A 24,073-nucleotide genomic window follows, 5' to 3' on the forward strand; every position below is an offset into this window, starting at 1 on the left:
TTTATATCTGAAATAGTTCATACAGAAGACTCCTTTTTGTTAAAATTATACTATAAATTCAACTTTGCAACAGAACCCCATTACTCTTGTAATTATAAAATCATATGTTAAGATATAAAACGTAATTATTACGATTTAAGAAAATGGAGTGACAAAATATGGCTAAAAAATCTAAAATTGCTAAAGAACAAAAAAGAGAAAAACTTGTTAATCAATATTATGAATTACGTAAAGAATTAAAAGCTAAAGGTGATTATGAAGCATTAAGAAAATTACCTAGAGATTCATCACCAACTAGATTGACTAGAAGATGCCGTGTATCAGGGCGTCCTAGAGGTGTAATGCGTAAATTTGAAATGTCTAGAATTGCTTTTAGAGACCATGCACATAAAGGACAAATTCCTGGTGTGAAAAAATCAAGTTGGTAATGTGTAAAAAGTAGTACTTTAGTCCATTTACAATACATTTAAAAGATTGTAAAGTATACAATGGTAAGAATTATGAATGATTGATATATTTTATATAAAAATCGTTCGTTTTTTAAAAATATAATTAAATTGTATAGGGGCTAAAAAGTATGAAAATTTTTGATTATGAAGATATTCAGTTAATTCCAAATAAATGTATTGTTGAAAGTAGATCTCAATGTGATACTTCTATTAAGTTTGGACCTAAGACTTTTAAATTACCTGTAGTACCAGCTAACATGCAAACGGTTATGAATGAAGAATTAGCACAATGGTTTGCAGAAAACGATTATTTCTATATTATGCACCGTTTTGACGAAGAAGCTCGAATTCCATTTGTTCAAAGAATGCAAGATGCAGGTTTATTTGCATCTATTTCAGTAGGTGTTAAATCAAATGAATTTGATTTCATTGAAACTTTAGCATCTAAAAACATCATTCCAGAATATATTACAATTGATATTGCACATGGACATTCTGATCCAGTCATCAATATGATTAAACACATTAAAAAGCATCTTCCTCAATCATTTGTTATTGCAGGTAATGTAGGCACGCCTGAAGGGGTTAGAGAATTAGAAAACGCTGGCGCCGATGCTACTAAAGTTGGTATTGGACCAGGAAGAGTATGTATTACAAAGATTAAAACTGGCTTCGGTACAGGTGGCTGGCAATTAGCTGCATTAAATATTTGTAGTAAAGCTGCTCGTAAACCAATTATCGCAGATGGTGGATTAAGAACTCATGGCGATATCGCTAAATCAATCAGATTTGGTGCAAGTATGGTAATGATTGGTTCTTTATTTGCCGCTCATGAAGAATCACCAGGTGAAACTGTTGAATTAGAAGGAAAATTATATAAAGAATACTTTGGTAGTGCATCTGAATTCCAAAAAGGTGAACACAAAAACGTTGAAGGTAAGAAAATGTTTGTCGAACATAAAGGTTCATTAAAGGATACACTCATTGAAATGCAACAAGATTTACAAAGTTCTATTTCATATGCTGGTGGTAAAGATCTCAAATCATTAACTACAGTTGATTATGTAATCGTTAGGAACTCAATTTTCAATGGGGATAAAGATTAAAATTTGAGCGGTAGGTGTAAAATATCAAAAAATTTCTTTTGTTTTCTTTAGTGTTTTTATCAATTACCTTATTTGTACCACTGAAAGAAAGCCAAACATTAGTTAATTTGCAAAATAATGTTAGAGACAAAGTTGAGCAAGTTATGAATGAGGATACTAGCGCTAAAACTAATGCGCTAAAAACGCCTCAAGAACAGGAATTTGCAGTCAATAACATTCAAATGAATATGACGAAAAAAGAAGTTGAATCTAAAGTTGGTAAGCCTAAACGTGTAACTTCGAATGAGTATGGTACTAAGTGGTATACATACTACGATAGTGACTACGAAAACTTTACTATGATTAGTTACATTGATAATAAAGTCAATGCATTATACAGCAATCAGAACGTAATTACTTCGAAATCAAAAGTTAAGTATAATACACCAAGAGATGTAGTTGAAAAACGACTAGGTAAACCAATCGAAGAAATGACCAAAGGCAGATATCGAATAGAAATTGACAACGATGAATATGATGTCTTCCATGATTCGCATGTCTATTCCACAGTTTTTTACGACGAGCACAATAATGATGGTGTTACCGCTTTACTTCAAGTTAGTGATGCTATGGAGAATAGATTACAACAACAATATGGGGCACCTTTCTCTAAATTAAAAGAGAGTTACGAACATCAAAACTTTGATTTAGTAAATTCAGAAAGAAAACAGCATGGGTTGAATACTCTAAATTACTCTAAGTCAATCTCAAATACTGCTAGAAAACATAGTGAGGATATGGCCGAAAATAATTATTTTGATCATACAAATCTAGACGGGGATTCACCTTTCGATAGATTAAAAAAAGATAATATTAATTTTAATTCTGCAGGCGAGAACCTGGCATATGGCCAGCAAAGTAGTATTTTTGCGCATGAAGGTTTGATGAATTCATTAGGACATCGGAAAAATATTCTAAACACAAGTTTTAGTACTTTAGGTGTTGGAGTAGACTTTAATGACAAGCGCCAACCATACTGGACGGAAAATTATACAGGTTAATAGTTTCAAAGTGAACTATTTGGGGTATCTTTTAGTTGATAAGGAAGTTGATATTATGACAACTAAAGATAAAAATAAAAAAGATATTCTAGATAAAGTAAAAGAAATTTTGAATAAAAAAGAATCTGATAAACAAAAGAGCTAGGAAAGCATTTAAATGTTTTCCTAGCTCTTTACTATTTATATTAAATATATAAGAGAGATTTTAACGAAAGATAACAAATATAGCCTATAATTCTCTATAAAGACCTATTACTTTACCAATAACAGTAACGTTATCCAAGTATATAGGACTCATAGTAGCATTTTCAGGTTGTAATCTGTAACGATTTTTTTCTTTGAAAAATCGTTTTACTGTAGCTTCATCCTCGTCAGTCATGGCTACAATAATATCTCCATTTTCAGCAATCGTTTGACTTCTCACAATTACTTTATCTCCATCTAAAATACCAGCTTCAATCATACTTTCGCCAACAACATTTAGAATAAAAATATCACTATTATGTGTAGATGTTAAGTGTTCTGGTAATGGGAAATATTCTTCAATGTTCTCAACTGCAGTAATAGGAATACCGGCTGTAACTTTACCAATTACAGGGACATATATAGTTTCTTCCATATTTACTGCATCATTAGATTGTTCGCTTACAATCTCAATGGCTCTCGGTTTTGTAGGATCTCTCTTAATATAACCTTTTTCTTCAAGTCTAGATAAATGACCGTGTACTGTTGAACTAGAGGCTAATCCAACCGCTTCTCCAATTTCACGAACACTTGGTGGATAACCTTTCGTTTGCACGACATGTTTTATATAATCATATATTTCACTTTGTCTTTTAGTTAATTCTCTCATATATAGGCACTCCCTAGTTTTATTTAATCATATTATAGCATTTATTTTATTGTTGAACAAACATTTGTTCGTTTTTGTGTTGACTAAGAACAGATGTTCTGATAAGGTATTAATACAAACGAACGTTCTAGGAGTGGAAATAAATGTTAAACAAATATACTAGTAAATTCATCACAAATATAGTCGTATTAGCAGTGTCATGCATTGTTTTTCTAGTTTTTTTCTTGAATTTATATCATAACTCTCAAACGGAACAAACGTACGAAATTACCGATCATACTATTTCTAAAAAGGCCATCATTAATGATAATAGTAAGAACGTAAAAGAGAAAAATACAGAACTAAATGACTATAAAGTGTTCGCTTTAGTAGAATAAATATAATATATAGAGATTAGGAATATTTTGCTTTTATATCTAAAGCTTTTGTCCTAATCTCTTTTTTGTTATATTCTATGAAGTAATAAAAATGGTTTAATAAGTACGTTTTATTTACTTATAGAAAGAGTGGTTGTATTGACTAAAGAGAACTTAAATATAGATAGAATTAATGAATTAGCTAGAAAGAAAAAAGAAAAGGGCTTAACTGAAGCTGAAGCTAAAGAACAATCAAAGTTACGTAAACAATATCTAGAAGCATTCAGAAAAGGGTTTAAGAAACAAATTGAAAGTACAAAAGTAATTGATCCGGAAGGTAACGATGTTACTCCAGAAAAGTTAAAGAGAATACAGGAACAAAATAGAAACCAAAAAAATTAGAATTCATTTTGTTATAGAAGACTCTTTATTAGAATGGCACTTTTAGTTGTTTAATAATAAGATTGTTTTGTAATTATAATGTATAAATAGAAGATTTCTATAGTATAAAAGAGTTTGTTCATATTATGAGATTAATCTCTTATCAATTACATTGTATTTAAGTTATAATGTAACGAAGATTATTAAGTAGAAGGGAAGTATTTAGATGTTTAATGAGAAAGATCAATTAGCCATTGATACGATTCGTGCTTTAAGTATTGATGCAATCGAAGAAGCAAATTCTGGCCACCCAGGTTTACCTATGGGGGCAGCGCCTATGGCGTACACATTATGGACACGTCATTTAAACTTCAATCCTCAATCAAAAGATTATTTTAATAGAGACCGTTTTATCTTATCAGCTGGACATGGTTCAGCACTATTATATAGTCTATTACATGTTTCTGGAAGTTTAGAATTAGATGAACTTAAACAGTTCAGACAATGGGGTTCTAAAACACCAGGTCATCCTGAATTCAGACATACTGATGGTGTAGAAGTTACAACAGGACCATTAGGACAAGGTTTTGCAATGTCAGTTGGTATGGCCTTAGCTGAAGACCATTTAGCTGGTAAATTTAATAAAGAAGATATCGACATCGTTGATCATTATACGTATGTATTAGCTTCAGACGGTGATTTAATGGAAGGTATCTCTCACGAAGCAGCTTCATTTGCTGGCCATAATCAATTAGATAAATTAATCGTTTTATACGATTCAAATGATATTTCACTTGATGGCGAATTAAATAAAGCATTTTCAGAAGATGTGAAAAAACGTTTTGAAAGTTATGGTTGGAACCATATCTTAGTAAAAGAGGGTAATGACTTAGAAGCTATTGATAAAGCCATTACTAAAGCTAAATCTCAAAAAGGCCCAACTATGATTGAAGTTAAAACAGTTATTGGTTACGGTGCACCAAACGTAAGTGGTACAAACGGCGTCCACGGTGCTCCACTTGGTGACGAAGAAAGAAAATTAACTTTTGAAGCATATGGTCTAGATGCTGAAAAACGTTTCAACGTTCCTGAAGAAGTGTATGAAATTTTCCAAACAACAATGCTTAAACGTGCCAATGAAAACGAAGAAGCATGGAAAGAAAAATTAGAAGAATACACTAATAAATATCCTGAATTAGCTGAGGAATTCAAATTAGCAATTAGTGGCAAATTACCTAAAAACTATAGAGATGAATTACCTCGATTTGATAGTGATCATAACGCTGCGACACGTGCTGATTCTGGAGAAGTTATTCAAGCATTAAGTAAATCAGTACCTTCATTCTTTGGTGGTTCAGCTGACTTAGCTGGTTCTAACAAATCGAACGTTAAAGAAGCGACTGATTATGACCGTAATACTCCAGAAGGCAAAAACATCTGGTTTGGTGTTAGAGAATTTGCGATGGGTGCAGCTGTAAATGGTATGGCAGCACATGGTGGATTACATCCATATGGTGCAACATTCTTCGTATTCAGTGACTACTTAAAACCAGCACTTCGTCTATCTGCAATAATGGGATTAAATTCAACATTTATCTTTACACATGATTCAATTGCAGTAGGTGAAGATGGTCCAACTCACGAACCTATTGAACAATTAGCTGGTTTAAGAGCAATCCCTAATATGAATGTTATTCGTCCTGCTGATGGTAACGAAACTCGTGTTGCTTGGGAAGTAGCATTAGAATCTGAGCAAACACCAACTTCATTAGTATTAACTCGTCAAAATTTACCTTATTTAGACGTAGCTGAAGATGTTGTTGAAGAAGGCGTACGCAAAGGTGCATATGTTGTATTTGAAACTGAAACACCTCCTGAGTACTTATTATTAGCAACTGGTTCAGAAGTTAGTTTAGCTATTGAAGCAGCAAAAGATTTAGATAAACAAGGTAAAGGTGTTCGAGTAGTTTCAATGCCTAACTGGAATGCGTTTGAACAACAATCAGACGAATATAAAGAATCAGTAATTCCAAAAGATATTACTAAACGTGTAGCAATTGAAATGGCTTCTTCATTAGGTTGGCATAAATATGTTGGTACTGAAGGTAAAGTTATTGGTATTGACGGCTTTGGTGCAAGTGCCCCTGGCGATTTAGTAGTAGAAAAATATGGATTTACAAAAGAAAATGTTTTAAATCAAATTCGCACATTCTAGTTTTAATGTATTGTGAAAATTTAGGTAGAACAAATGATATATTCGAAGAGGACTCTCAATGTGGGAGTCTTCTTTGTTTTGTAATATAGAAGACTTGATTGTCTAAACTTAAGTTTTTACATTTAAATTTTATAAATATAGAATTACATTTCTACAACAATTTGTTATGATTACAAATGAATAGTTTATTCTTGAACTAACTCTTGAAAATGAGATAGTAATTTAGTAAAATTCAGTAGGATATAGAAAGTGGGTGAAACAATGGCAACTTGGTTAGCAATTATTTTAATCATTGTAGCACTTATTGGTGGACTAATTGGTGGTTTCTTCTTAGCGAGAAAATACATGATGGATTATTTAAAAAAGAACCCACCTATTAATGAAGAAATGTTACGTATGATGATGATGCAAATGGGTCAAAAACCATCTCAAAAGAAAATCAATCAAATGATGACAATGATGAATAAAAATATGGATCAAAACATGAAAGGTAAATAAAACCTATCATATAGGGCGTTACAACGATTTTGAAAATTCGTTGCAACGCCCGTTTTTGTTACTGGCATAAAATTGGCATAACTTTTTTCTTTATAATATATTTTTAGAACAGTAATGATGAGATATAAATTAGTTATAAAATGCAAAATAATAATCTTTGTGGTAAATTTAATTGATGATATCCTACTTAGAAATGTTGAATGCGTCTTTAATCAACTTCTATTAGTGTATAAAACTAAGAATATAGAAATAATTTGCAGAGATAATTGAGCATCTGACTATATTTTTTGTGGTCTGTTTACTTTTAGTAGGTTCTATTTTTGTAATGTATGAAGTGACCAATAATAATTATAGTCTCAAAGGTTTACAATCATCCATTTTTGTAGTAAAACAATTTTAGTGTTACTTAAAGTTAAACAAAATTTAAATGTTCATACTTCACTAAAGAACAAATTAATAGTATTAGTTTATGAATATAAGAAGGTGTAATTTTGGCATATCTAATTTTTTCAGTAGTTGTTGCATTAGTTATGGGGATTGTTGTTATTGTGATACGGATGAAAGCACAACAATTTCCAGTCAATGAAAAGAAAATCATTTTACCACCATTTTTTATGTCTACCGGCGCACTTATGTACGTCGTACCATATTTTAGGTTAACTGGTTCAGAAATTTTAGAATCTATTATTCTAGGTGTAGTCTTTTCATCTGTATTAATATGGACAAGTCGTTTTGAGGTTCACGGTAGTGAAATTTACATGAAAAGATCTAAAGCTTTTCCAGTAATCTTAATTTCATTGTTAATTATACGTACAGTTATTAAAATATTTATTAGTAGTACTATCGATCCAGGAGAAATAGGTGGAATGTTCTTTTTAATTGCCTTTAGTATGATTGTTCCTTGGAGATTAGCAATGTTATACAAATTTAAAAAGTTAAAAAATACTATAGTTCTTTAGATAATGAAGTAGGACAGAAATTTAATATACTTCAAAGATTCTGTTACGTTCTAACAAAATAGACTAACCATAGAAAGTAGGGCCTAAGACATTTTATAATATAAATGTCTGGGCTCTTTTTCATTTGCATATAGTAGAAAGACAGAGTATAATTTATACGAACAAACGTTCTTGTTGGAGGTTTATTATGAAAATTATTCATACAGGTGATTGGCACTTAGGCAAGATTCTTAACGGAAAGCAATTTTTAGAAGATCAAGAATACATATTAGATAAATTTATACATAAATTAGAAGAAGAAAAGCCTGACTTACTTGTGATTTCTGGGGACATTTATGATACTTCATATCCAAGTAAAGAGACAATAAAATTATTTGAGAAGGTAATTGGATTAATAAATATTGAAATGGGGATACCAACTATTATAACGAATGGAAATCATGATGGTAGAGAGAGATTAAATTATGGGGCGACATGGTTTCAATATTCTAAATTATACATACGTACGCAATTAGAATGTATGGATAAGCCTATTACTTTTAATAACGTTAATTTTTATACATTACCGTTTGCCACAATTAGTGAGATTAAAGAGTTCTTTGATGATGAAGAAATTAAAACTTATGAACAAGCAACACATAAATGTATAGAATATATTGGAGAAAAATTGAATCCAGAATCTATCAATATCTTAATAGGACACTTAACAATTAATGGAGGAAAGACATCTGATTCAGAACGACCTCTGACGATTGGTACTGTTGAAAGTGTTAATAAATCTAATTTTAATATATTTGATAGAGTTTTATTAGGCCATTTACATCATCCTTTTAGTATTCAAGATGATGTCATCGATTATAGTGGTTCTTTACTACAATATTCATTTTCTGAAGTCAATCAACCTAAAGGCTATAAGCAAATAATCATTGATTCAAAAGATAGTATAACAACTAAGTTTATTCAATTAACCCCTATGAGAGAACTTGAAGAAGTTAAAGGAGACTATCAAGAAGTTATCCAAGGTGATTTACCTGTTAAAAATAAAGATAATTATTTCCATTTTAAACTCGAAAATATGTCGCATGTTACTGATCCAATCATGCATTTAAAGCATATATATCCTAATACATTAGCGCTTAGTAATTTAAATTTTGAATATAAAGGGGATTTTCAACACGTTGAGTTAGAACAAGAAGAGGATGCAACGATAGTAAGAAAGTTTTATAACAGCATTACAGACAAGGAACTAACGGACTATCAAGCGAAAAAAATCGATGATTTACTAAATAAAATTTTGAATAAGGAGGCTTAATAAATTGAAACCATTAAAATTAACACTTAGTAATTTTGGACCATTTTTAAATGAAACAATTGATTTTCAACATATTAAAGATGAACATTTATTTTTAATAAGTGGTAAAACCGGATCCGGTAAAACTATGTTATTTGATGCGATTGTATTTGCATTATTTGGAAAAGCCTCTACAGAAGGAAGAAATGAAGGGGATTTAAGAAGCCATTTTGCAGATGGAAAATCACCTATGAGTGTAACTTATGAGTTTAAACTTAACGATAGAGATTTTAAAATAGTTAGGCAAGGTAGCTATATAAAAGAGGGGAATTCATCTCAAACAGCTGGAAAATTAGACGTATTTGAATTCAACTCACAAAGTAATCAATATGAGCTGAAAGAAAGTAAAATTAATACTGGAAATAACTTTATTAAGAATTTATTAGGTATTAACGCAGAACAATTTCGACAACTATTTATTTTACCTCAAGGAGAATTTAAAAAGTTTTTAGTCTCTAATAGTTCAGATAAACAAAGTATACTAAGAACATTATTTAATAGTATAAGATTTGAAGAAATGCAAAATACTCTACTAGATGAAGTGAAAAATGAAAAAAAACAAATTGAAACTCGTTATAATCAAATTCAGTCACTTTGGGAAGATATAGAGACGTTTGAAAATGAAGAATTAATACAATTAAAGCAATTAAACAGTATGCAAACGAAAGAAATTATCAAATCTATTCCTCAATTTGAAAAAATAGGCTTACAGGTTAACGAAAAATTTGAAAAATTAAAATCAGAACAACATGTTCATCTATCTTCTTTAAATGTCCGTATTGAAAATAATAAAAAATTAATACAAGCCCGAAACGAACTTGAATATAACAAGAATCAAAGAGAAAAAATTGAAGAACGAAAAGACGAAATTGATAGTTTGAAAAAAGAATTAAGACGATTAAATGAAGTAAAAACATTAGACAATCTGTATCAGCAAAAAAACGCTAAAGAACAAAAGTTCAAGGAAACTAATTCGAAAGTAGTTAGTGCTAAAAATGACATTGCTAACATTAAGAAACAATTGACTTCACTCGAAAAAGAACATGAGTTTATGGAAGAAAGTTCAAAAGATATTAAAAGCAAAGAGGAATATATCAATAAAACTAAGCAATTTTTTGATAACTTAGGTAAATATTCTTCTGCATATAAGGAAGTAGTAGAAATTGAACAACAATTATTGTCTAATAAAGAAAAGCAAGAGGAAAATGATAAAGAGATTTTAAATTTACAAAATAATATTAAAGAAATCGATATAGATGATGATAAAATAAATCAATTATCCCAATATATTTCTCAACTAAAAAGTGAGTTAGATAGAAAAGCTATAGTAAAAAATAACAGAGATAAGTATAACGATTTGAATAATCAAAAAAATAGCACTATTAAAGACATGGAAGAACTTCAAAATGAATTTAAACATTTATCTGAACAACTTGAATCCGTTGATAAGACAAGTATTGATTTGAATAATAAACAAACTTTTGTTACAGAAATTCAAGCGGCTTTACATATTGGTGATACTTGTCCTATTTGTGGTAACACAATTGAATCGCTTAATGAATACATCGATTTTGACAAAATTAGTAAGAACCAACAAGCTATCAAACAACTGACTAATGATATTAACATTAAGAATAATAAAATTGGAAAACTTGAAACCACTGCTCAGCTCTTATCAAAACAAATGGATGAGTTAGAGATTAAGCAGGATGAAGATTTAAATATTGAAATATTAAAGAAAGAATTAGATACGAAAAATGAGGAAATAGAATTCCTCCAACAACAATCTAAAAAATTATATAAATTAGAAAAAGACTTAGGAAATCTTAAAGATAATAAGAATAATTTACTACTTCAATTTGAAAGACTATCTTCACAAAAACAACAATATGAAATATTAATTAATGATTTTGAAAATACAACGACATTCTCTAAAATTAAAGACTTTAAAACGTGTTACATCACATACGATTCAGAAGTAGATAAATATAAAACTAAAATAGAAACTATAAATAGTGACATTCAACAGTCTAAACACAATTTGGCACTTGAAACTAATAATTTAAATAATTATGTTAGTGCCTCTGAAGATTTAGATAATGAAATAAAAGATTTTGAAACTAATATTGAAGATGAGATGGAAAGAATCGGTTTAAACTCTTCTGAAGAAGTAAATGACTTATTAAGTAGATTAAGTTCAAAAAAAGAAATTGAAAATGAAATTGATAATTATAACCGTGAACATCAAAAATATTCTCTTGAAATAGATCGTTTAATCAAATTAACTGAAGGCAAAGAATTAGAAGATATCTCTGCTTTAGAAAATGAAAGAAATGAAGTTGAAAAACTATATAATAGTTATGTCGAAACTAGCGCTACAATTCAGTTTAAAATTCAAAAAAATAGAGAAAAATTTGAGAGCATTGAAGAACATATAACTTATCTAAACAATGAACTTAAAGAACAACAACAAATTTTCGAGTTAGCAGAAGTTCTTTCAGGCAAAAATAGTCAAAAGCTAACATTAGAAAATTATGTCTTGATTTATTATCTAGAACGTATTATTCAACAAGCCAATATTCGATTGGCAAATATGAGTGGTAAACGTTATCAACTACAAAGAAGTCAAACAGTTTCTCAAGGATATAGCGGTTTAGAAATTAACGTATTTGATTTTTATTCAAATAAAGCAAGACACATTAGTTCATTATCAGGTGGAGAGACTTTCCAAGCATCATTAGCATTAGCACTCGGTTTAAGCGAAGTCGTACAACAAGAATCTGGCGGTATTACTTTAGAGTCAATGTTTATAGATGAAGGGTTTGGTACACTCGATCAGGAAACATTGGAAACAGCTTTAGATACCTTATTAAAATTAAAAACCACAGGCAGAATGGTAGGTATCATTTCTCATGTGAGTGAGTTGAAGCAACGAATACCGTTAATCTTAGAAGTGAAGACTAACCAGTACCAAAGTTACACTCAATTTAAATGGAATTAAAATTAGTATAATTTAAAAGACATCATAACGTTTGTTTTTCATACATGAATAAACGTTATGATGTCTAATTAAAAGTTATTTTTGTCTTAATAAATCGCGAATTTCTGTTAATAAAACAGTATTCTCTTCTATTTCTTCTTCAGGCTCTTCTTTTTTCATTAATGTATTCGCAATCTTTACAAATATAAATAATGCGAGTGCTACAATAATGAAATCAATTATTGATTGGATAAATAATCCGTATTTAATTCCCCAGAATTCCCAATCTTTAGCAAAGTCTACAGAACCAAAAATCTTACCAATTAAAGGCATGATTATATACGTAACTAATGACGTTACGATTTTATTGAAGGCTGCACCCATAACTACAGCAATAGCTAAATCTAGTACATTCCCTTTTAATGCAAATTCTTTAAACTCTTTTAACATGACATAATTCCTCTCTTTAGACATGAATAAAATCGAAATACATGAATAAAAATGATTATACAATGTATAAATTATTTAGTAAATAGTAAAATTAATGAAATTTGATAATAAATAGGGGCTTTGTTATCCTATTATATAGCTTTACGAAAATAATTCTTTATTATTTTCATACTTTGAAAATTTAATAACGGGAATGAAAGGAGTATATTAATTATGAATTCTTCTTCTGAGTTAAACAAAAAAGGAAAGAAGTTTTCGCCGGTTTTTATTTATAGTGCTATTGTAGTTGCAATTGTAGTACTTATCGGTGCATTTTTGCCAACACAATTTGACTCAGTGACTAGCCAAATTAGTGGCTGGATTACTGAAAAACTTGGTTGGTATTACATGATTTTGACTACAGTTATCGTGTTCTTCTGTATATTCTTGATCTTTAGTCCAATTGGTAAATTAAAGCTAGGTAAACCTAATGATAAACCTGAATTTAATACTATTTCATGGTTTGCTATGCTATTCAGTGCAGGTATGGGTATTGGTTTAGTATTCTATGGTGCAGCAGAACCTATGGCTGACTTTGCTTCTCCACCAAGTGCTGATCCAAAAACTACTGAAGCTTACACTGAAGCTTTACGTTCAACATTTTTCCATTGGGGATTCCATGCTTGGGCAGTGTATGGTGTAGTTGCACTAGCACTAGCTTATGCACAATTTAGAAAGAATGAACCAGGGCTAATCTCTAGAACATTACGCCCTATTTTAGGGGACAAAGTAGAAGGCCCTATTGGTACAATCATTGATGTTTTATCTGTATTCGCCACAGTAGTTGGTGTAGCTGTATCACTAGGTATGGGTGCACTTCAAATCAATGGTGGTTTAAACTACTTATTTGGAGTACCAAATAACGTATGGGTACAATCTGTTATTATTGTAGTAGTAACAATCTTATTCCTTATAAGTGCTTGGTCTGGTCTAAGTAAAGGTATTCAATACTTAAGTAACTTAAACATTGGTTTAGGTACTGTGTTAATGATTATCGCTTTAGTCATTGGACCTACAGTATTCATCTTAAATATGTTTACTACTTCAACTGGTAGTTTATTTAATTCATTCTTATTTAACAGTTTTGACACTGCGCCTTTAAATAATCAGAAAAGTGAATGGATGTCTTCTTGGACACTTTATTATTGGGGTTGGTGGCTAAGCTGGAGTCCATTCGTTGGTGTATTCATTGCACGTGTATCTAAAGGACGTTCAATTCGTGAATTTATTTCAGGTGTATTACTTGTTCCTGCAATCGTAAGTTTCTTATGGTTCAGTGTATTCGGTGTGTTAGGTATCGATACAGGTAAAAAACACCCTGAATTATTCAATATGACTCCAGAAACTCAATTATTCGGGGTATTTAACCATGTACCTTTAGGAATGGCTTTATCACTTGTAGCATTAGTATTAATTTCATCATTCTTTATCACTTCTGCCGATTCAGCAACCTTCGTATTAGGTATGCAAACATCTTATGGTTCACTTGAACCTTCAAAAGTTATCAAAGTAACATGGGGTGTAGCGCAATCATTAATTGCCTTCATCTTATTACTTGCTGGTGGAGGAAATGGTGCACATGCTTTAAATGCGATTCAAAGCGCGGCAATTATTAGTGCATTCCCATTCTCATTCGTCGTTATAATGATGATGGTTAGTTTCTATAAAGATGCTAACCAAGAAAGAAAATTCTTAGGTTTAACATTACAACCTAATAAGCATCGACTTGAAGACTACGTTAAACATCAACAACAAGATTATGAATCTGATATTTTAGAAAAACGTGAATCAAGAAGAAATGCTGAAAAAGAATAATTAATTTCATTTAATTTTAGAAAAGTCCTTAAATGCTTTTATGATAAAAGTATTTAAGGGCTTTTTTTAATAGACCTACTAAAAGTGTTTACTAATGAAAATCATTCTCAATTAATAATATTTGCTTATTATACTCAATGTGTATGATAACATTTGCTTATATAGTCTGATTATAAAAGTGAAAGCTAAATTGAGAGAAAACTAAGGGTATACAGTTGTTTTGAAAATCATATAATTATACAATTTAATAAAGGCATATAATTATGAAATTTTAATATTCAAGGGGGATAAACATATGACTTCTAACATGAAGCAACAAGCCAAAAAGTCGTTTGAAGTAAATGGTCAATCATACACGTATTACGATTTAAAAAGCTTAGAAGATCAAGGTTTGACAAACATTAGTAAATTACCTTATTCAATTCGAGTGTTATTAGAGTCGGTATTGAGACAAGAAGATGATTTCGTTATAACTGATGAACATATTAAGGCATTAGGTAATTTCGGCAAAGCGGACAATTCAGGGGAAGTTCCATTTAAGCCATCACGTGTTATCTTACAAGACTTCACAGGCGTTCCAGCAGTTGTGGACTTAGCGTCATTACGTAAAGCAATGGATGACGTTGGCGGGGATATTAATAAGATCAATCCAGAAGTACCGGTAGATTTAGTTATCGACCACTCAGTTCAAGTTGATAGCTATGCTAATCCGGAAGCGTTAGAACGAAATATGAAATTAGAGTTTGAACGTAACTATGAACGTTATCAATTTTTAAATTGGGCAACTAAAGCATTTAATAACTATAATGCAGTTCCACCTGCAACTGGTATTGTGCACCAAGTTAACTTAGAATATTTGGCAAATGTGGTACATGTACGTGATGTAGATGGTGAACAAACGGCATTTCCTGATACATTAGTTGGTACTGACTCACATACAACAATGATTAACGGTATTGGTGTCTTAGGTTGGGGCGTTGGTGGTATCGAAGCTGAAGCGGGCATGCTTGGACAACCATCATATTTCCCAATCCCAGAAGTTATCGGCGTACGTTTAACAAATGCATTACCACAAGGTTCTACGGCAACAGACTTAGCTTTACGTGTTACTCAAGAACTACGTAAAAAAGGCGTTGTAGGTAAATTTGTAGAATTCTTCGGACCAGGCGTAACAGATTTACCACTAGCAGACCGTGCAACAATTGCTAACATGGCTCCAGAATACGGTGCAACTTGTGGTTTCTTCCCAGTTGATGAAGAATCACTTAAATACATGAGATTAACTGGTCGTAAAGAAGAACACGTTGAATTAGTTCAAGCATATTTAGAACAAAATAATATGTTCTTCACAGTGGATAAAGAAGATCCTGAGTACAGTGATGTAATTGATTTAGATTTATCAACTGTTGAAGCATCACTTTCAGGCCCTAAACGTCCTCAAGATTTAATTTTCTTAAGTGATATGAAAAAAGAATTTGAAAAATCTGTTACTGCTCCAGCAGGTAACCAAGGACACGGTTTAGAAGAAAGTGAATTTGATAAAAAAGCTGAAATCAACTTTAATGATGGTTCTACTGCAACTATGAAGACTGGTGATATAGCTATTGCTGCCATTACTTCATGTACAAACACATCTAACCCTTACGTTATGTTAGGTGCAGGTTTAGTTGCTAAAAAAGCAGTAGAAAAAGGTCTAAAAGTACCTGAGTTTGTTAAAACTTCATTAGCACCTGGATCAAAAGTTGTAACTGGTTATTTACGAGACTCTGGATTACAAGAATATCTTAATGACTTAGGCTTTAACCTAGTTGGTTATGGTTGTACAACATGTATTGGTAACTCAGGTCCTTTATTACCTGAAATTGAAAAAGCTATAGCTCAAGAAGATTTGCTTGTAACATCTGTTTTATCTGGTAACCGTAACTTTGAAGGTCGTATCCACCCACTTGTAAAAGCTAACTATTTAGCATCTCCACAATTAGTTGTGGCTTATGCATTAGCGGGAACAGTGGACATTGACTTACAAAATGAACCTCTTGGTAAAGATAAAGATGGAGAAGATGTATACTTAAAAGATATTTGGCCATCAATCCAAGAAGTTTCTGATACGGTTGATAGAGTAGTAACGCCTGAGTTGTTCTTAGAAGAATATGAGAACGTATATAATAATAATGAAATGTGGAATGAAATTGATGTCACTGACGCACCATTATATGACTTCGACCCTAATTCAACATACATTCAAAACCCAACATTCTTCCAAGGATTATCTAAAGAACCTGGCATAATCGAGCCTTTAAAAGATTTAAGAGTTATGGGTAAATTTGGCGACTCAGTAACAACTGACCATATTTCTCCAGCTGGGGCTATCGGTAAAGACACGCCAGCAGGTAAATATTTATTAGATCATGATGTGCCAATTCGTGACTTTAACTCATATGGTTCTCGTCGTGGTAACCATGAAGTAATGGTACGTGGTACATTCGCTAATATCCGTATTAAAAACCAATTAGCTCCTGGTACTGAAGGCGGTTATACTACTTACTGGCCAACAGATGAAGTGATGCCAATTTATGATGCAGCTATGAAATATAAAGAAGATGGCATCGGCTTAGCGGTCTTAGCAGGTAACGATTACGGTATGGGTTCTTCTCGTGACTGGGCAGCTAAAGGTACAAATTTATTAGGTGTTAAAACTGTAATTGCTCAAAGTTATGAACGTATTCACCGTTCTAACTTAGTAATGATGGGCGTATTACCATTACAATTTAAAGAGGGTGACTCAGCTGAATCACTTAATTTAGATGGTAAAGAAGAAATTTCAGTAGATATCGATGAAACAGTACGTCCACACGATGTTGTTAAAGTTCATGCTAAAAAAGAAAACGGAGACGTTGTTGATTTTGAGGCGATTGTTCGTTTTGACTCATTAGTAGAATTAGATTACTACCGTCATGGTGGTATTTTACAAATGGTTTTAAGAAATAAACTTGCTCAATAATCTAAAGTCTTAAGCCGTGCTAGCAATATGTTAGCATGGCTTTTTTATGTTACTATTATTTGTGAATGATATTTGAAAAGAGGTACTTAAGTATGATTTACAGTATGACTGAAATTGAAGCTAGATATCAAGAAACAGATAGAATGGGTGTTATCTATCATGGCAATTATGCTACATGGTTTGAGGTAGCACGTACTGATTATATCCGCAAATTAGGTTTTAGTTATGCAGATATGGAAAAAGAAGGCATTATCTCACCAGTTATTGATTTACAAATTCAATATAAAAAATCTGTCTTTTACCCAGAAAAAGTAACTATAAAAACGTGGGTAAGTCAATATTCTAGATTACGTTCTGTCTATAATTATGAAATTTATAATGAAAATGGAGAACTTGCTACAACTGGATCAACAACATTGATTTGTATAAAAGGTGAAAATTTCCGACCTGTACGATTAGATCGATTTTTCCCTGAATGGCATGCAGTCTATAGTAAAGTAGAGCAATTAAACCAAGAGGGTAAAGATTTTGAAATAACACAAAGTAGTGATCTTGATTTCTAATAAAAAAGAGCGAAACAGAAATCTAATATAACTTCATGATTTCGTTCTCTCTCCTGAACAATGACATATTAAAGGCTAGGGCATTTTAAATATCAATGTCCTAGCCTCTATATAATTGTTATTTTATTTTAGAATAAGCTATTTCATCATCGTGATCGATTTTTTCTACAAGTACTTCATTATCTTCAAAGTACCATAAGTCTTCTGCGGACACGACGATTACTAAGCCGTTATAATTTTCCTCATAACCAATTTCTACATCTTCTCTTGGCTCAACACGAAAAGCTGGACTAAATCCTTGTTTAAGTTGGAATTCGCCACCATATCTCACATAAAATTGTAAGACTTTATTATCTTCTGGCAAATCTAGTTCATCTTTGAACCATTCTGCAGCTTGATCGGTTAGTTCGATTTTCATTAAAAAGCCTCCTACACTATATATCTATAAATGTTAAATAATTTTAAATTAGAACTCTTTGAATTATAACACATTGCTTACTTTTAAAAACGTTTAATACTCACAACCTGACTTAACAGAGTAATAAATTGAATTCAGTCTACATAAAAAATAGACAAATTAATAAGCCTAGAACATATAAGAGTTCCAGGCTCAATCAATATTCATTTACATCCATTTAATTTTTGGCTCTTCACCTTTGAAAATTCGCACTATATTCGTTCGGTGTCTGATGATTAATAAAATCGCCACCACTAAACTCATTCCGAATAATATATAATCTTGGATAATTAGTGAACCGATAACGCAACATATTGCAGCAACAATACTTGAAAGTGAAACATATTTAAATAAATATAATACACCGAAAAATATTAGTGCTAAGATTAATAATAGAATAGGATTCACACCTAATACTACACCAGCACTTGTTGCTACAGCTTTACCACCTTTGAATTTAAGGTAGACAGGATAGACATGACCTAAAATAGCAAACAAACCGACGATTAAGCCATGTGTGAAGAACGTGCTAAGCGGTCCATCTGCATGAACTGGAAACCAAATAGGAAAGAATACAGTTATAAACCCTTTAAATATATCTAAGAATGTAACTATAAAGCCAGCAGGTTTACCGAGTACACGAAAGCTATTAGTCGCTCCTGTATTACCGCTTCCGAATTGTCGTATATCTTTTTTGAAAAAGAGCTTTCCTATTACATATCCATTAGGAATAGCACCGATGAGATAGCTTAATAAAAGCATGAGAACTATCATCATATAACTTTACACATCCTTTAATAACGTAGCTATATTTTACCATAATCTTAGATTAACCACGACTGAAATTAAAAAATAATTAATACATAAGTATAATCAGTGATTGTGTATAACTCACACTTGCAATTTAACCCGATTTATATAAGAATAACTATTGTATAGTTTTTAAAACGAACGTACGTTTGTAGGAGGCGAACGCATTGGCAACAAAAAAAACAAATCATTATTCAGATGATTCTATTCAGGTTCTAGAAGGTTTAGAAGCTGTTAGAAAGCGACCAGGTATGTATATAGGGTCCACTGATAAAAGAGGATTACATCATTTAGTATATGAGATTGTCGATAACTCCGTTGATGAAGTATTAAATGGTTACGGTAGCGAAATTAATGTAACAATCAATCAAGATAATAGTATTTCAATTGAAGATGATGGACGTGGAATGCCGACGGGGATGCATGCCTCTGGAAAGCCAACTGTAGAAGTTATATTCACTGTGTTACATGCAGGGGGTAAATTTGGACAAGGTGGATATAAAACATCTGGAGGACTACATGGTGTTGGTGCGTCTGTAGTAAATGCTTTAAGTGAATGGTTAGAAGTTGAGATACATAGAGACGGTAATATTTATAAACAAAGTTTTAAAAATGGGGGTATACCAGCTTCTGGTTTAGTTAAAGCAGGTAAAACTAAAAAAACTGGTACTAAAGTAACATTTAAACCTGACCCTGAAATTTTCAAAACTGCAACATCTTTTAATTTCGATACATTGAGTGAGAGACTACAAGAATCTGCATTCTTATTGAAAAGCTTAAAAATCGTATTAAATGATTTACGTAGTGGTAAAGAGCGTGAAGAAGTCTATCACTATGAAGAAGGAATCAAAGAATTCGTAAGTTATATCAATGAAGGTAAAGAAGTACTTCATGATGTTACAACATTTAGTGGAACATCAAATGGTATAGAAATTGATGTCGCGTTTCAATACAACGATCAATATTCAGAAAGTATTCTAAGTTTCGTAAATAACGTGCGTACTAAAGATGGCGGAACACATGAAGTTGGATTTAAAACAGCTATGACTCGTGTGTTTAACGATTATGCTCGTCGTATTAGTGAACTTAAAGAAAAAGATAAAAATTTAGATGGTAACGATATTCGAGAAGGATTAACAGCAGTTATTTCAGTCCGTATTCCTGAAGAATTATTACAATTCGAAGGACAAACTAAATCTAAGTTAGGTACTTCAGAAGCGCGTAGTGCAGTAGATTCAGTTGTTTCTGATAAATTACCTTTCTATTTAGAAGAAAAAGGGCAACTATCTAAATCTCTTGTAAAAAAAGCTATTAAAGCACAACAAGCTAGAGAAGCGGCTCGTAAAGCGCGTGAAGATGCTCGTTCAGGTAAAAAGAATAAACGTAAAGATACCTTGCTCTCTGGTAAATTAACACCAGCGCAAAGTAAAAACACTGAAAAAAATGAACTTTACTTAGTTGAGGGTGACTCTGCCGGTGGTTCTGCTAAACTTGGTAGAGATAGAAAGTTTCAAGCTATTTTGCCACTTAGAGGTAAAGTTATTAATACTGAAAAAGCACGCCTTGAAGACATTTTCAAAAATGAAGAAATTAATACCATTATCCATACTATTGGTGCTGGCGTAGGTAATGACTTTAAGATAGAGGATAGTAATTACAATAGAATTATAATTATGACCGATGCCGATACAGATGGGGCGCATATTCAAGTATTACTATTAACATTCTTCTTTAAATATATGAAACCTTTAGTTCAAGCAGGTAGAGTGTTTATCGCTTTACCACCTCTATATAAATTAGAAAAAGGTAAAGGCAAATCAAAACGCGTGGAATACGCTTGGACAGATGATGAACTTGATAAGCTTCAGAAAAATCTAGGTAAAGGATTTATGTTACAACGTTACAAAGGTTTAGGTGAGATGAACCCTGAACAACTTTGGGAAACAACGATGAACCCTGAAACGAGAACTTTAATTCGTGTTCAAATAGAGGACGAAATGCGTTCATCTAAACGTGTAACTACTCTAATGGGTGATAAAGTTGCGCCACGTCGTGAATGGATTGAAAGTCATGTGGAATTTGGTATGCAAGAAGATCAAAATATTCTAGATAACAATGAAGTACAAGTATTAGAGACTGAAGAATACACTGAGGAGGAAACAAATTGAGTGAGATAATTCAAGATTTATCACTTGAAGATGTGATAGGCGATCGTTTTGGAAGATATAGTAAATATATTATTCAAGAGCGTGCGCTACCGGATGTACGTGACGGATTAAAACCGGTTCAACGTAGAATTTTATTCGCAATGCACAGTAGTGGTAATACTTACGATAAAAATTTCCGTAAAAGTGCGAAAACAGTTGGGGACGTAATTGGACAGTACCATCCTCATGGTGATTCTTCAGTTTATGAGGCAATGGTGCGTCTAAGCCAAGATTGGAAATTACGTCGTGTGTTGATTGAAATGCATGGGAATAACGGTAGTATTGATAACGACCCTCCTGCCGCTATGCGTTATACTGAGGCGAAATTAAGTCAGCTATCTGAAGAATTAGTACGTGATATTAATAAAGAAACAGTATCCTTTATTTCAAACTATGACGATACAACACTTGAGCCAATGGTTCTTCCAGCTCGTTTTCCTAATTTATTAGTAAATGGCTCAACGGGTATTTCATCAGGTTATGCTACGGATATTCCACCGCATAATTTAGGTGAAGTGATTCAGGCTACATTAAAATATATTGATAATCCTGATATTACAGTAAGCCAATTAATGAAATATCTTAAAGGACCAGATTTCCCAACAGGTGGTATTATCCAAGGTATCGATGGGATTAAAAAAGCTTATGAATCTGGAAAAGGTAAAATTGTCGTACGTTCTAAAGTGGAGGAAGAAGCGCTTCGTAATGGACGTAAACAATTAATAGTGACTGAAATCCCTTATGAAGTAAATAAAAGTTCACTTGTAAAACGTATCGATGAATTACGTGCTGATAAAAAAGTAGATGGAATTATTGAAGTGCGTGATGAAACAGACCGTACTGGTTTAAGAATTGCCATTGAACTTAAAAAAGATGTTAATGCAGAAGCGATTAAAAACTATCTCTTTAAAAATTCTGATTTGCAAATTGCTTATAATTTTAACATGGTAGCTATTAGCGACGGTCGTCCTAAGTTAATGGGTATTCGAAAAATTATAGATAGTTATCTTAGTCACCAAATCGAAGTTGTAACGAATCGAACTAAATACGATTTAGATCACGCTGAGAAACGTATGCATATTGTTGAAGGATTAATGAAAGCTTTATCTATATTAGATGAGGTAATTGCTCTAATCCGTAACTCAAAAAATAAAAAAGATGCTAAAGAGAATTTAATAGCTGAGTTTGATTTTACAGAAGCACAAGCAGAAGCTATTGTTACGCTTCAACTTTATCGTTTAACCAATACTGATATTGTCGCTCTTGAAAATGAGCACAATGAATTAGAAGAATTGATTAAAGGTTATCATCATATATTAGATAATCATGATGCTTTACTTAAAGTCATTAAAGATGAATTAACAGACATTCGAAAACGTTTTAAAACAGAAAGATTATCATCTATTGAAGCGGAAATTTCGGAAATTAAAATTGATAAAGAAGTTATGGTACCTAGTGAAGATGTTGTTCTAAGTATTACTCGTCTAGGTTACATTAAACGAACTTCTACTCGTAGTTTTAATGCGAGTGGCGTATCAGAGATTGGTCTAAAAGATGGAGATAGTCTGCTTAAATACCAAACGGTAAATACACAGGACACAGTACTTGTCTTTACTAATAAAGGCAGATATTTATTTATTCCTGTTCATAAATTAGCAGATATACGTTGGAAAGAATTAGGACAACATGTCTCCCAAATTGTGCCAATAGAAGATAGCGAAATGGTTGTAGATGTGTATAACGAGAAAGATTTTAAAGACGATGCCTTTTATATACTAGCTACTAAAAATGGCATGATTAAGAAAAGTACACTATCACTATTTAAAACTACGCGCTATAACAAACCACTAGTTGCCATGAAAGTAAAAGATAATGATGAAATTGTTAACGTCATACGTTTATCTAAAGACAGCTTAATTAGCGTATTAACATATAAAGGTATGTCATTAACTTATTCTACTGCAGAATTATCAGATACTGGATTGCGTGCAGCAGGTGTTAAATCTATTAATCTAAAAGATGAGGATTACGTTATTATGACTGATGCTGTTAATCAAGACAGTTCAGTGATTATGGCTACTCAAAGAGGTGCAGTAAAACGTATTAATTTCAAAGTACTTCAAGAAGCTAAACGTGCTCAAAGAGGAATTACATTGCTTAAAGAATTGAAGAAAAATCCTCATCGTCTTGTAGCTGGCCATGTTATTAAAGATGAAGAAACATATACTATTTTCTCTAATAGCCATGCAGAAACAGGCGCAATTGCTAATATTCATCAGTCTGAACAATATACAAATGGATCATTTATCGTTGATATTAAAGATTTTGGTGAAGTCATTAATATGACTTTAAGTTAATAAACTTTAAAAGTTATTATTTTCAATTTATTCATAAAATGATAAACTTAACTTTGTTAATTGAACTATGCATAAATTCTCAAGAGATTTGTATTGATTTTGATTAGAGATTAAGAGGCTAGGGTATAAACTTTTGTGGTTATCCTTAGCCTCAAGGATTTTTATTCAATACAATATAAATCTCTT

19 protein-coding genes are annotated in these 24,073 nt (G+C 31.8%); 15 read left to right on the forward strand and 4 right to left on the reverse strand.

The features are described 5' to 3' along the window. The first annotated feature begins 158 nt into the window (after nt 1-158). The 3 genes from rpsN (at nt 159) to FH144_RS10740 (ending at nt 2,595) form a co-directional block, all read left to right on the forward strand. A complete protein-coding gene (gene rpsN, locus FH144_RS10730; RefSeq protein WP_107508581.1) occupies nt 159-428 on the forward strand; it encodes a 30S ribosomal protein S14 in 270 nt (89 codons plus the stop codon). Between the two features lie 149 nt (nt 429-577). Continuing rightward, on the forward strand, nt 578-1,555 hold the full coding sequence (gene guaC, locus FH144_RS10735) for a GMP reductase (RefSeq protein ID WP_107508582.1): 978 nt from the start codon (nt 578-580) through the stop codon (nt 1,553-1,555). 23 nt (nt 1,556-1,578) lie between these two features. Next, nucleotides 1,579-2,595 (forward strand): CAP domain-containing protein, encoded by a 1,017-nt coding sequence (locus tag FH144_RS10740; RefSeq protein WP_242315852.1) that lies wholly within the window; start codon nt 1,579-1,581, stop codon nt 2,593-2,595. Nucleotides 2,596-2,824: 229 nt separating this feature from the next. On the opposite strand, the gene lexA is transcribed toward FH144_RS10740, so the two are convergent. Beyond that, complete coding sequence (gene lexA, locus FH144_RS10745) at nt 2,825-3,448, reverse strand: transcriptional repressor LexA (RefSeq protein WP_242315786.1); 624 nt, start codon at nt 3,446-3,448, stop codon at nt 2,825-2,827. Between the two features lie 143 nt (nt 3,449-3,591). On the opposite strand from lexA, the gene sosA reads away from it, so the two are divergent. The 7 genes from sosA (at nt 3,592) to sbcC (ending at nt 12,209) form a co-directional block, all read left to right on the forward strand. Continuing rightward, complete coding sequence (gene sosA, locus FH144_RS10750; protein WP_242315788.1) at nt 3,592-3,825, forward strand: DNA damage-induced cell division inhibitor SosA; 234 nt, start codon at nt 3,592-3,594, stop codon at nt 3,823-3,825. Nucleotides 3,826-3,963: 138 nt separating this feature from the next. Beyond that, the gene (locus tag FH144_RS10755; RefSeq protein WP_242315790.1) at nt 3,964-4,206 is read left to right on the forward strand and encodes a DUF896 domain-containing protein; all 243 of its coding nucleotides are present in this window, start codon (nt 3,964-3,966) and stop codon (nt 4,204-4,206) included. A gap of 205 nt (nt 4,207-4,411) precedes the next feature. Continuing rightward, a complete protein-coding gene (gene tkt, locus FH144_RS10760) occupies nt 4,412-6,400 on the forward strand; it encodes a transketolase (RefSeq protein ID WP_242315792.1) in 1,989 nt (662 codons plus the stop codon). 261 nt (nt 6,401-6,661) lie between these two features. Beyond that, the gene (locus tag FH144_RS10765; protein WP_103165796.1) at nt 6,662-6,898 is read left to right on the forward strand and encodes a YneF family protein; all 237 of its coding nucleotides are present in this window, start codon (nt 6,662-6,664) and stop codon (nt 6,896-6,898) included. A gap of 491 nt (nt 6,899-7,389) precedes the next feature. Beyond that, entirely contained in the window at nt 7,390-7,857 is a 468-nt protein-coding gene (locus tag FH144_RS10770) for a CcdC family protein (protein ID WP_107508686.1), read from the forward strand. Between the two features lie 187 nt (nt 7,858-8,044). Further along, nucleotides 8,045-9,169 (forward strand): exonuclease subunit SbcD, encoded by a 1,125-nt coding sequence (gene sbcD / locus FH144_RS10775; protein WP_242315794.1) that lies wholly within the window; start codon nt 8,045-8,047, stop codon nt 9,167-9,169. A gap of 4 nt (nt 9,170-9,173) precedes the next feature. Continuing rightward, on the forward strand, nt 9,174-12,209 hold the full coding sequence (sbcC, locus tag FH144_RS10780; protein WP_242315796.1) for an exonuclease subunit SbcC: 3,036 nt from the start codon (nt 9,174-9,176) through the stop codon (nt 12,207-12,209). Between the two features lie 75 nt (nt 12,210-12,284). On the opposite strand, the gene mscL is transcribed toward sbcC, so the two are convergent. Next, nucleotides 12,285-12,638, reverse strand: coding sequence for a large conductance mechanosensitive channel protein MscL (gene mscL / locus FH144_RS10785; RefSeq protein WP_107508591.1), 354 nt, complete (start codon nt 12,636-12,638; stop codon nt 12,285-12,287). Between the two features lie 213 nt (nt 12,639-12,851). Here mscL and FH144_RS10790 point away from each other — a divergent pair, with 213 nt between their 5' ends. The 3 genes from FH144_RS10790 (at nt 12,852) to menI (ending at nt 18,056) form a co-directional block, all read left to right on the forward strand. After that, a complete protein-coding gene (locus tag FH144_RS10790) occupies nt 12,852-14,492 on the forward strand; it encodes a glycine betaine uptake BCCT transporter (RefSeq protein WP_242315798.1) in 1,641 nt (546 codons plus the stop codon). Between the two features lie 295 nt (nt 14,493-14,787). Then, a complete protein-coding gene (acnA, locus tag FH144_RS10795) occupies nt 14,788-17,493 on the forward strand; it encodes an aconitate hydratase AcnA (protein ID WP_242315801.1) in 2,706 nt (901 codons plus the stop codon). 92 nt (nt 17,494-17,585) lie between these two features. Further along, nucleotides 17,586-18,056: a 1,4-dihydroxy-2-naphthoyl-CoA hydrolase MenI gene (menI, locus tag FH144_RS10800; protein ID WP_242315803.1), complete on the forward strand. Its 471-nt coding sequence runs from the start codon at nt 17,586-17,588 to the stop codon at nt 18,054-18,056. Between the two features lie 118 nt (nt 18,057-18,174). Here menI and FH144_RS10805 read toward each other — a convergent pair whose 3' ends face one another. Together FH144_RS10805 and plsY are read right to left on the reverse strand one after the other, a co-directional pair. Then, nucleotides 18,175-18,474: a HesB/YadR/YfhF family protein gene (locus tag FH144_RS10805; RefSeq protein WP_242315805.1), complete on the reverse strand. Its 300-nt coding sequence runs from the start codon at nt 18,472-18,474 to the stop codon at nt 18,175-18,177. Between the two features lie 207 nt (nt 18,475-18,681). Next, entirely contained in the window at nt 18,682-19,290 is a 609-nt protein-coding gene (plsY, locus tag FH144_RS10810; protein ID WP_198611369.1) for a glycerol-3-phosphate 1-O-acyltransferase PlsY, read from the reverse strand. A gap of 200 nt (nt 19,291-19,490) precedes the next feature. Here plsY and parE point away from each other — a divergent pair, with 200 nt between their 5' ends. Beyond that, nucleotides 19,491-21,491, forward strand: coding sequence for a DNA topoisomerase IV subunit B (gene parE, locus FH144_RS10815; RefSeq protein WP_242315806.1), 2,001 nt, complete (start codon nt 19,491-19,493; stop codon nt 21,489-21,491). Beyond that, nucleotides 21,488-23,887 (forward strand): DNA topoisomerase IV subunit A, encoded by a 2,400-nt coding sequence (parC, locus tag FH144_RS10820; RefSeq protein WP_242315808.1) that lies wholly within the window; start codon nt 21,488-21,490, stop codon nt 23,885-23,887. The genes parE and parC overlap by 4 nt, the downstream gene beginning before the upstream one ends. Nucleotides 23,888-24,073: the final 186 nt, after the last annotated feature.

Origin of the sequence: Staphylococcus sp. acrmy (assembly GCF_022690565.1) — a bacterium.
Classification (GTDB): Bacteria; Bacillota; Bacilli; order Staphylococcales; family Staphylococcaceae; genus Staphylococcus; species Staphylococcus caledonicus.

Excerpts from the sequence above, each read along its gene's own strand:
- plsY (WP_198611369.1), bottom strand. The coding sequence starts at position 19,290 with ATGATGATAGTTCTCATGCTTTTATTAAGCTATCTCATCGGTGCTATT.
- guaC (WP_107508582.1), top strand. The coding sequence starts at position 578 with ATGAAAATTTTTGATTATGAAGATATTCAGTTAATTCCAAATAAATGT.
- acnA (WP_242315801.1), top strand. The coding sequence starts at position 14,788 with ATGACTTCTAACATGAAGCAACAAGCCAAAAAGTCGTTTGAAGTAAAT.
- FH144_RS10765 (WP_103165796.1), top strand. The coding sequence starts at position 6,662 with ATGGCAACTTGGTTAGCAATTATTTTAATCATTGTAGCACTTATTGGT.
- tkt (WP_242315792.1), top strand. The coding sequence starts at position 4,412 with ATGTTTAATGAGAAAGATCAATTAGCCATTGATACGATTCGTGCTTTA.
- sosA (WP_242315788.1), top strand. The coding sequence starts at position 3,592 with ATGTTAAACAAATATACTAGTAAATTCATCACAAATATAGTCGTATTA.
- FH144_RS10790 (WP_242315798.1), top strand. The coding sequence starts at position 12,852 with ATGAATTCTTCTTCTGAGTTAAACAAAAAAGGAAAGAAGTTTTCGCCG.
- rpsN (WP_107508581.1), top strand. The coding sequence starts at position 159 with ATGGCTAAAAAATCTAAAATTGCTAAAGAACAAAAAAGAGAAAAACTT.
- mscL (WP_107508591.1), bottom strand. The coding sequence starts at position 12,638 with ATGTTAAAAGAGTTTAAAGAATTTGCATTAAAAGGGAATGTACTAGAT.
- sbcD (WP_242315794.1), top strand. The coding sequence starts at position 8,045 with ATGAAAATTATTCATACAGGTGATTGGCACTTAGGCAAGATTCTTAAC.
- menI (WP_242315803.1), top strand. The coding sequence starts at position 17,586 with ATGATTTACAGTATGACTGAAATTGAAGCTAGATATCAAGAAACAGAT.
- lexA (WP_242315786.1), bottom strand. The coding sequence starts at position 3,448 with ATGAGAGAATTAACTAAAAGACAAAGTGAAATATATGATTATATAAAA.
- FH144_RS10805 (WP_242315805.1), bottom strand. The coding sequence starts at position 18,474 with ATGAAAATCGAACTAACCGATCAAGCTGCAGAATGGTTCAAAGATGAA.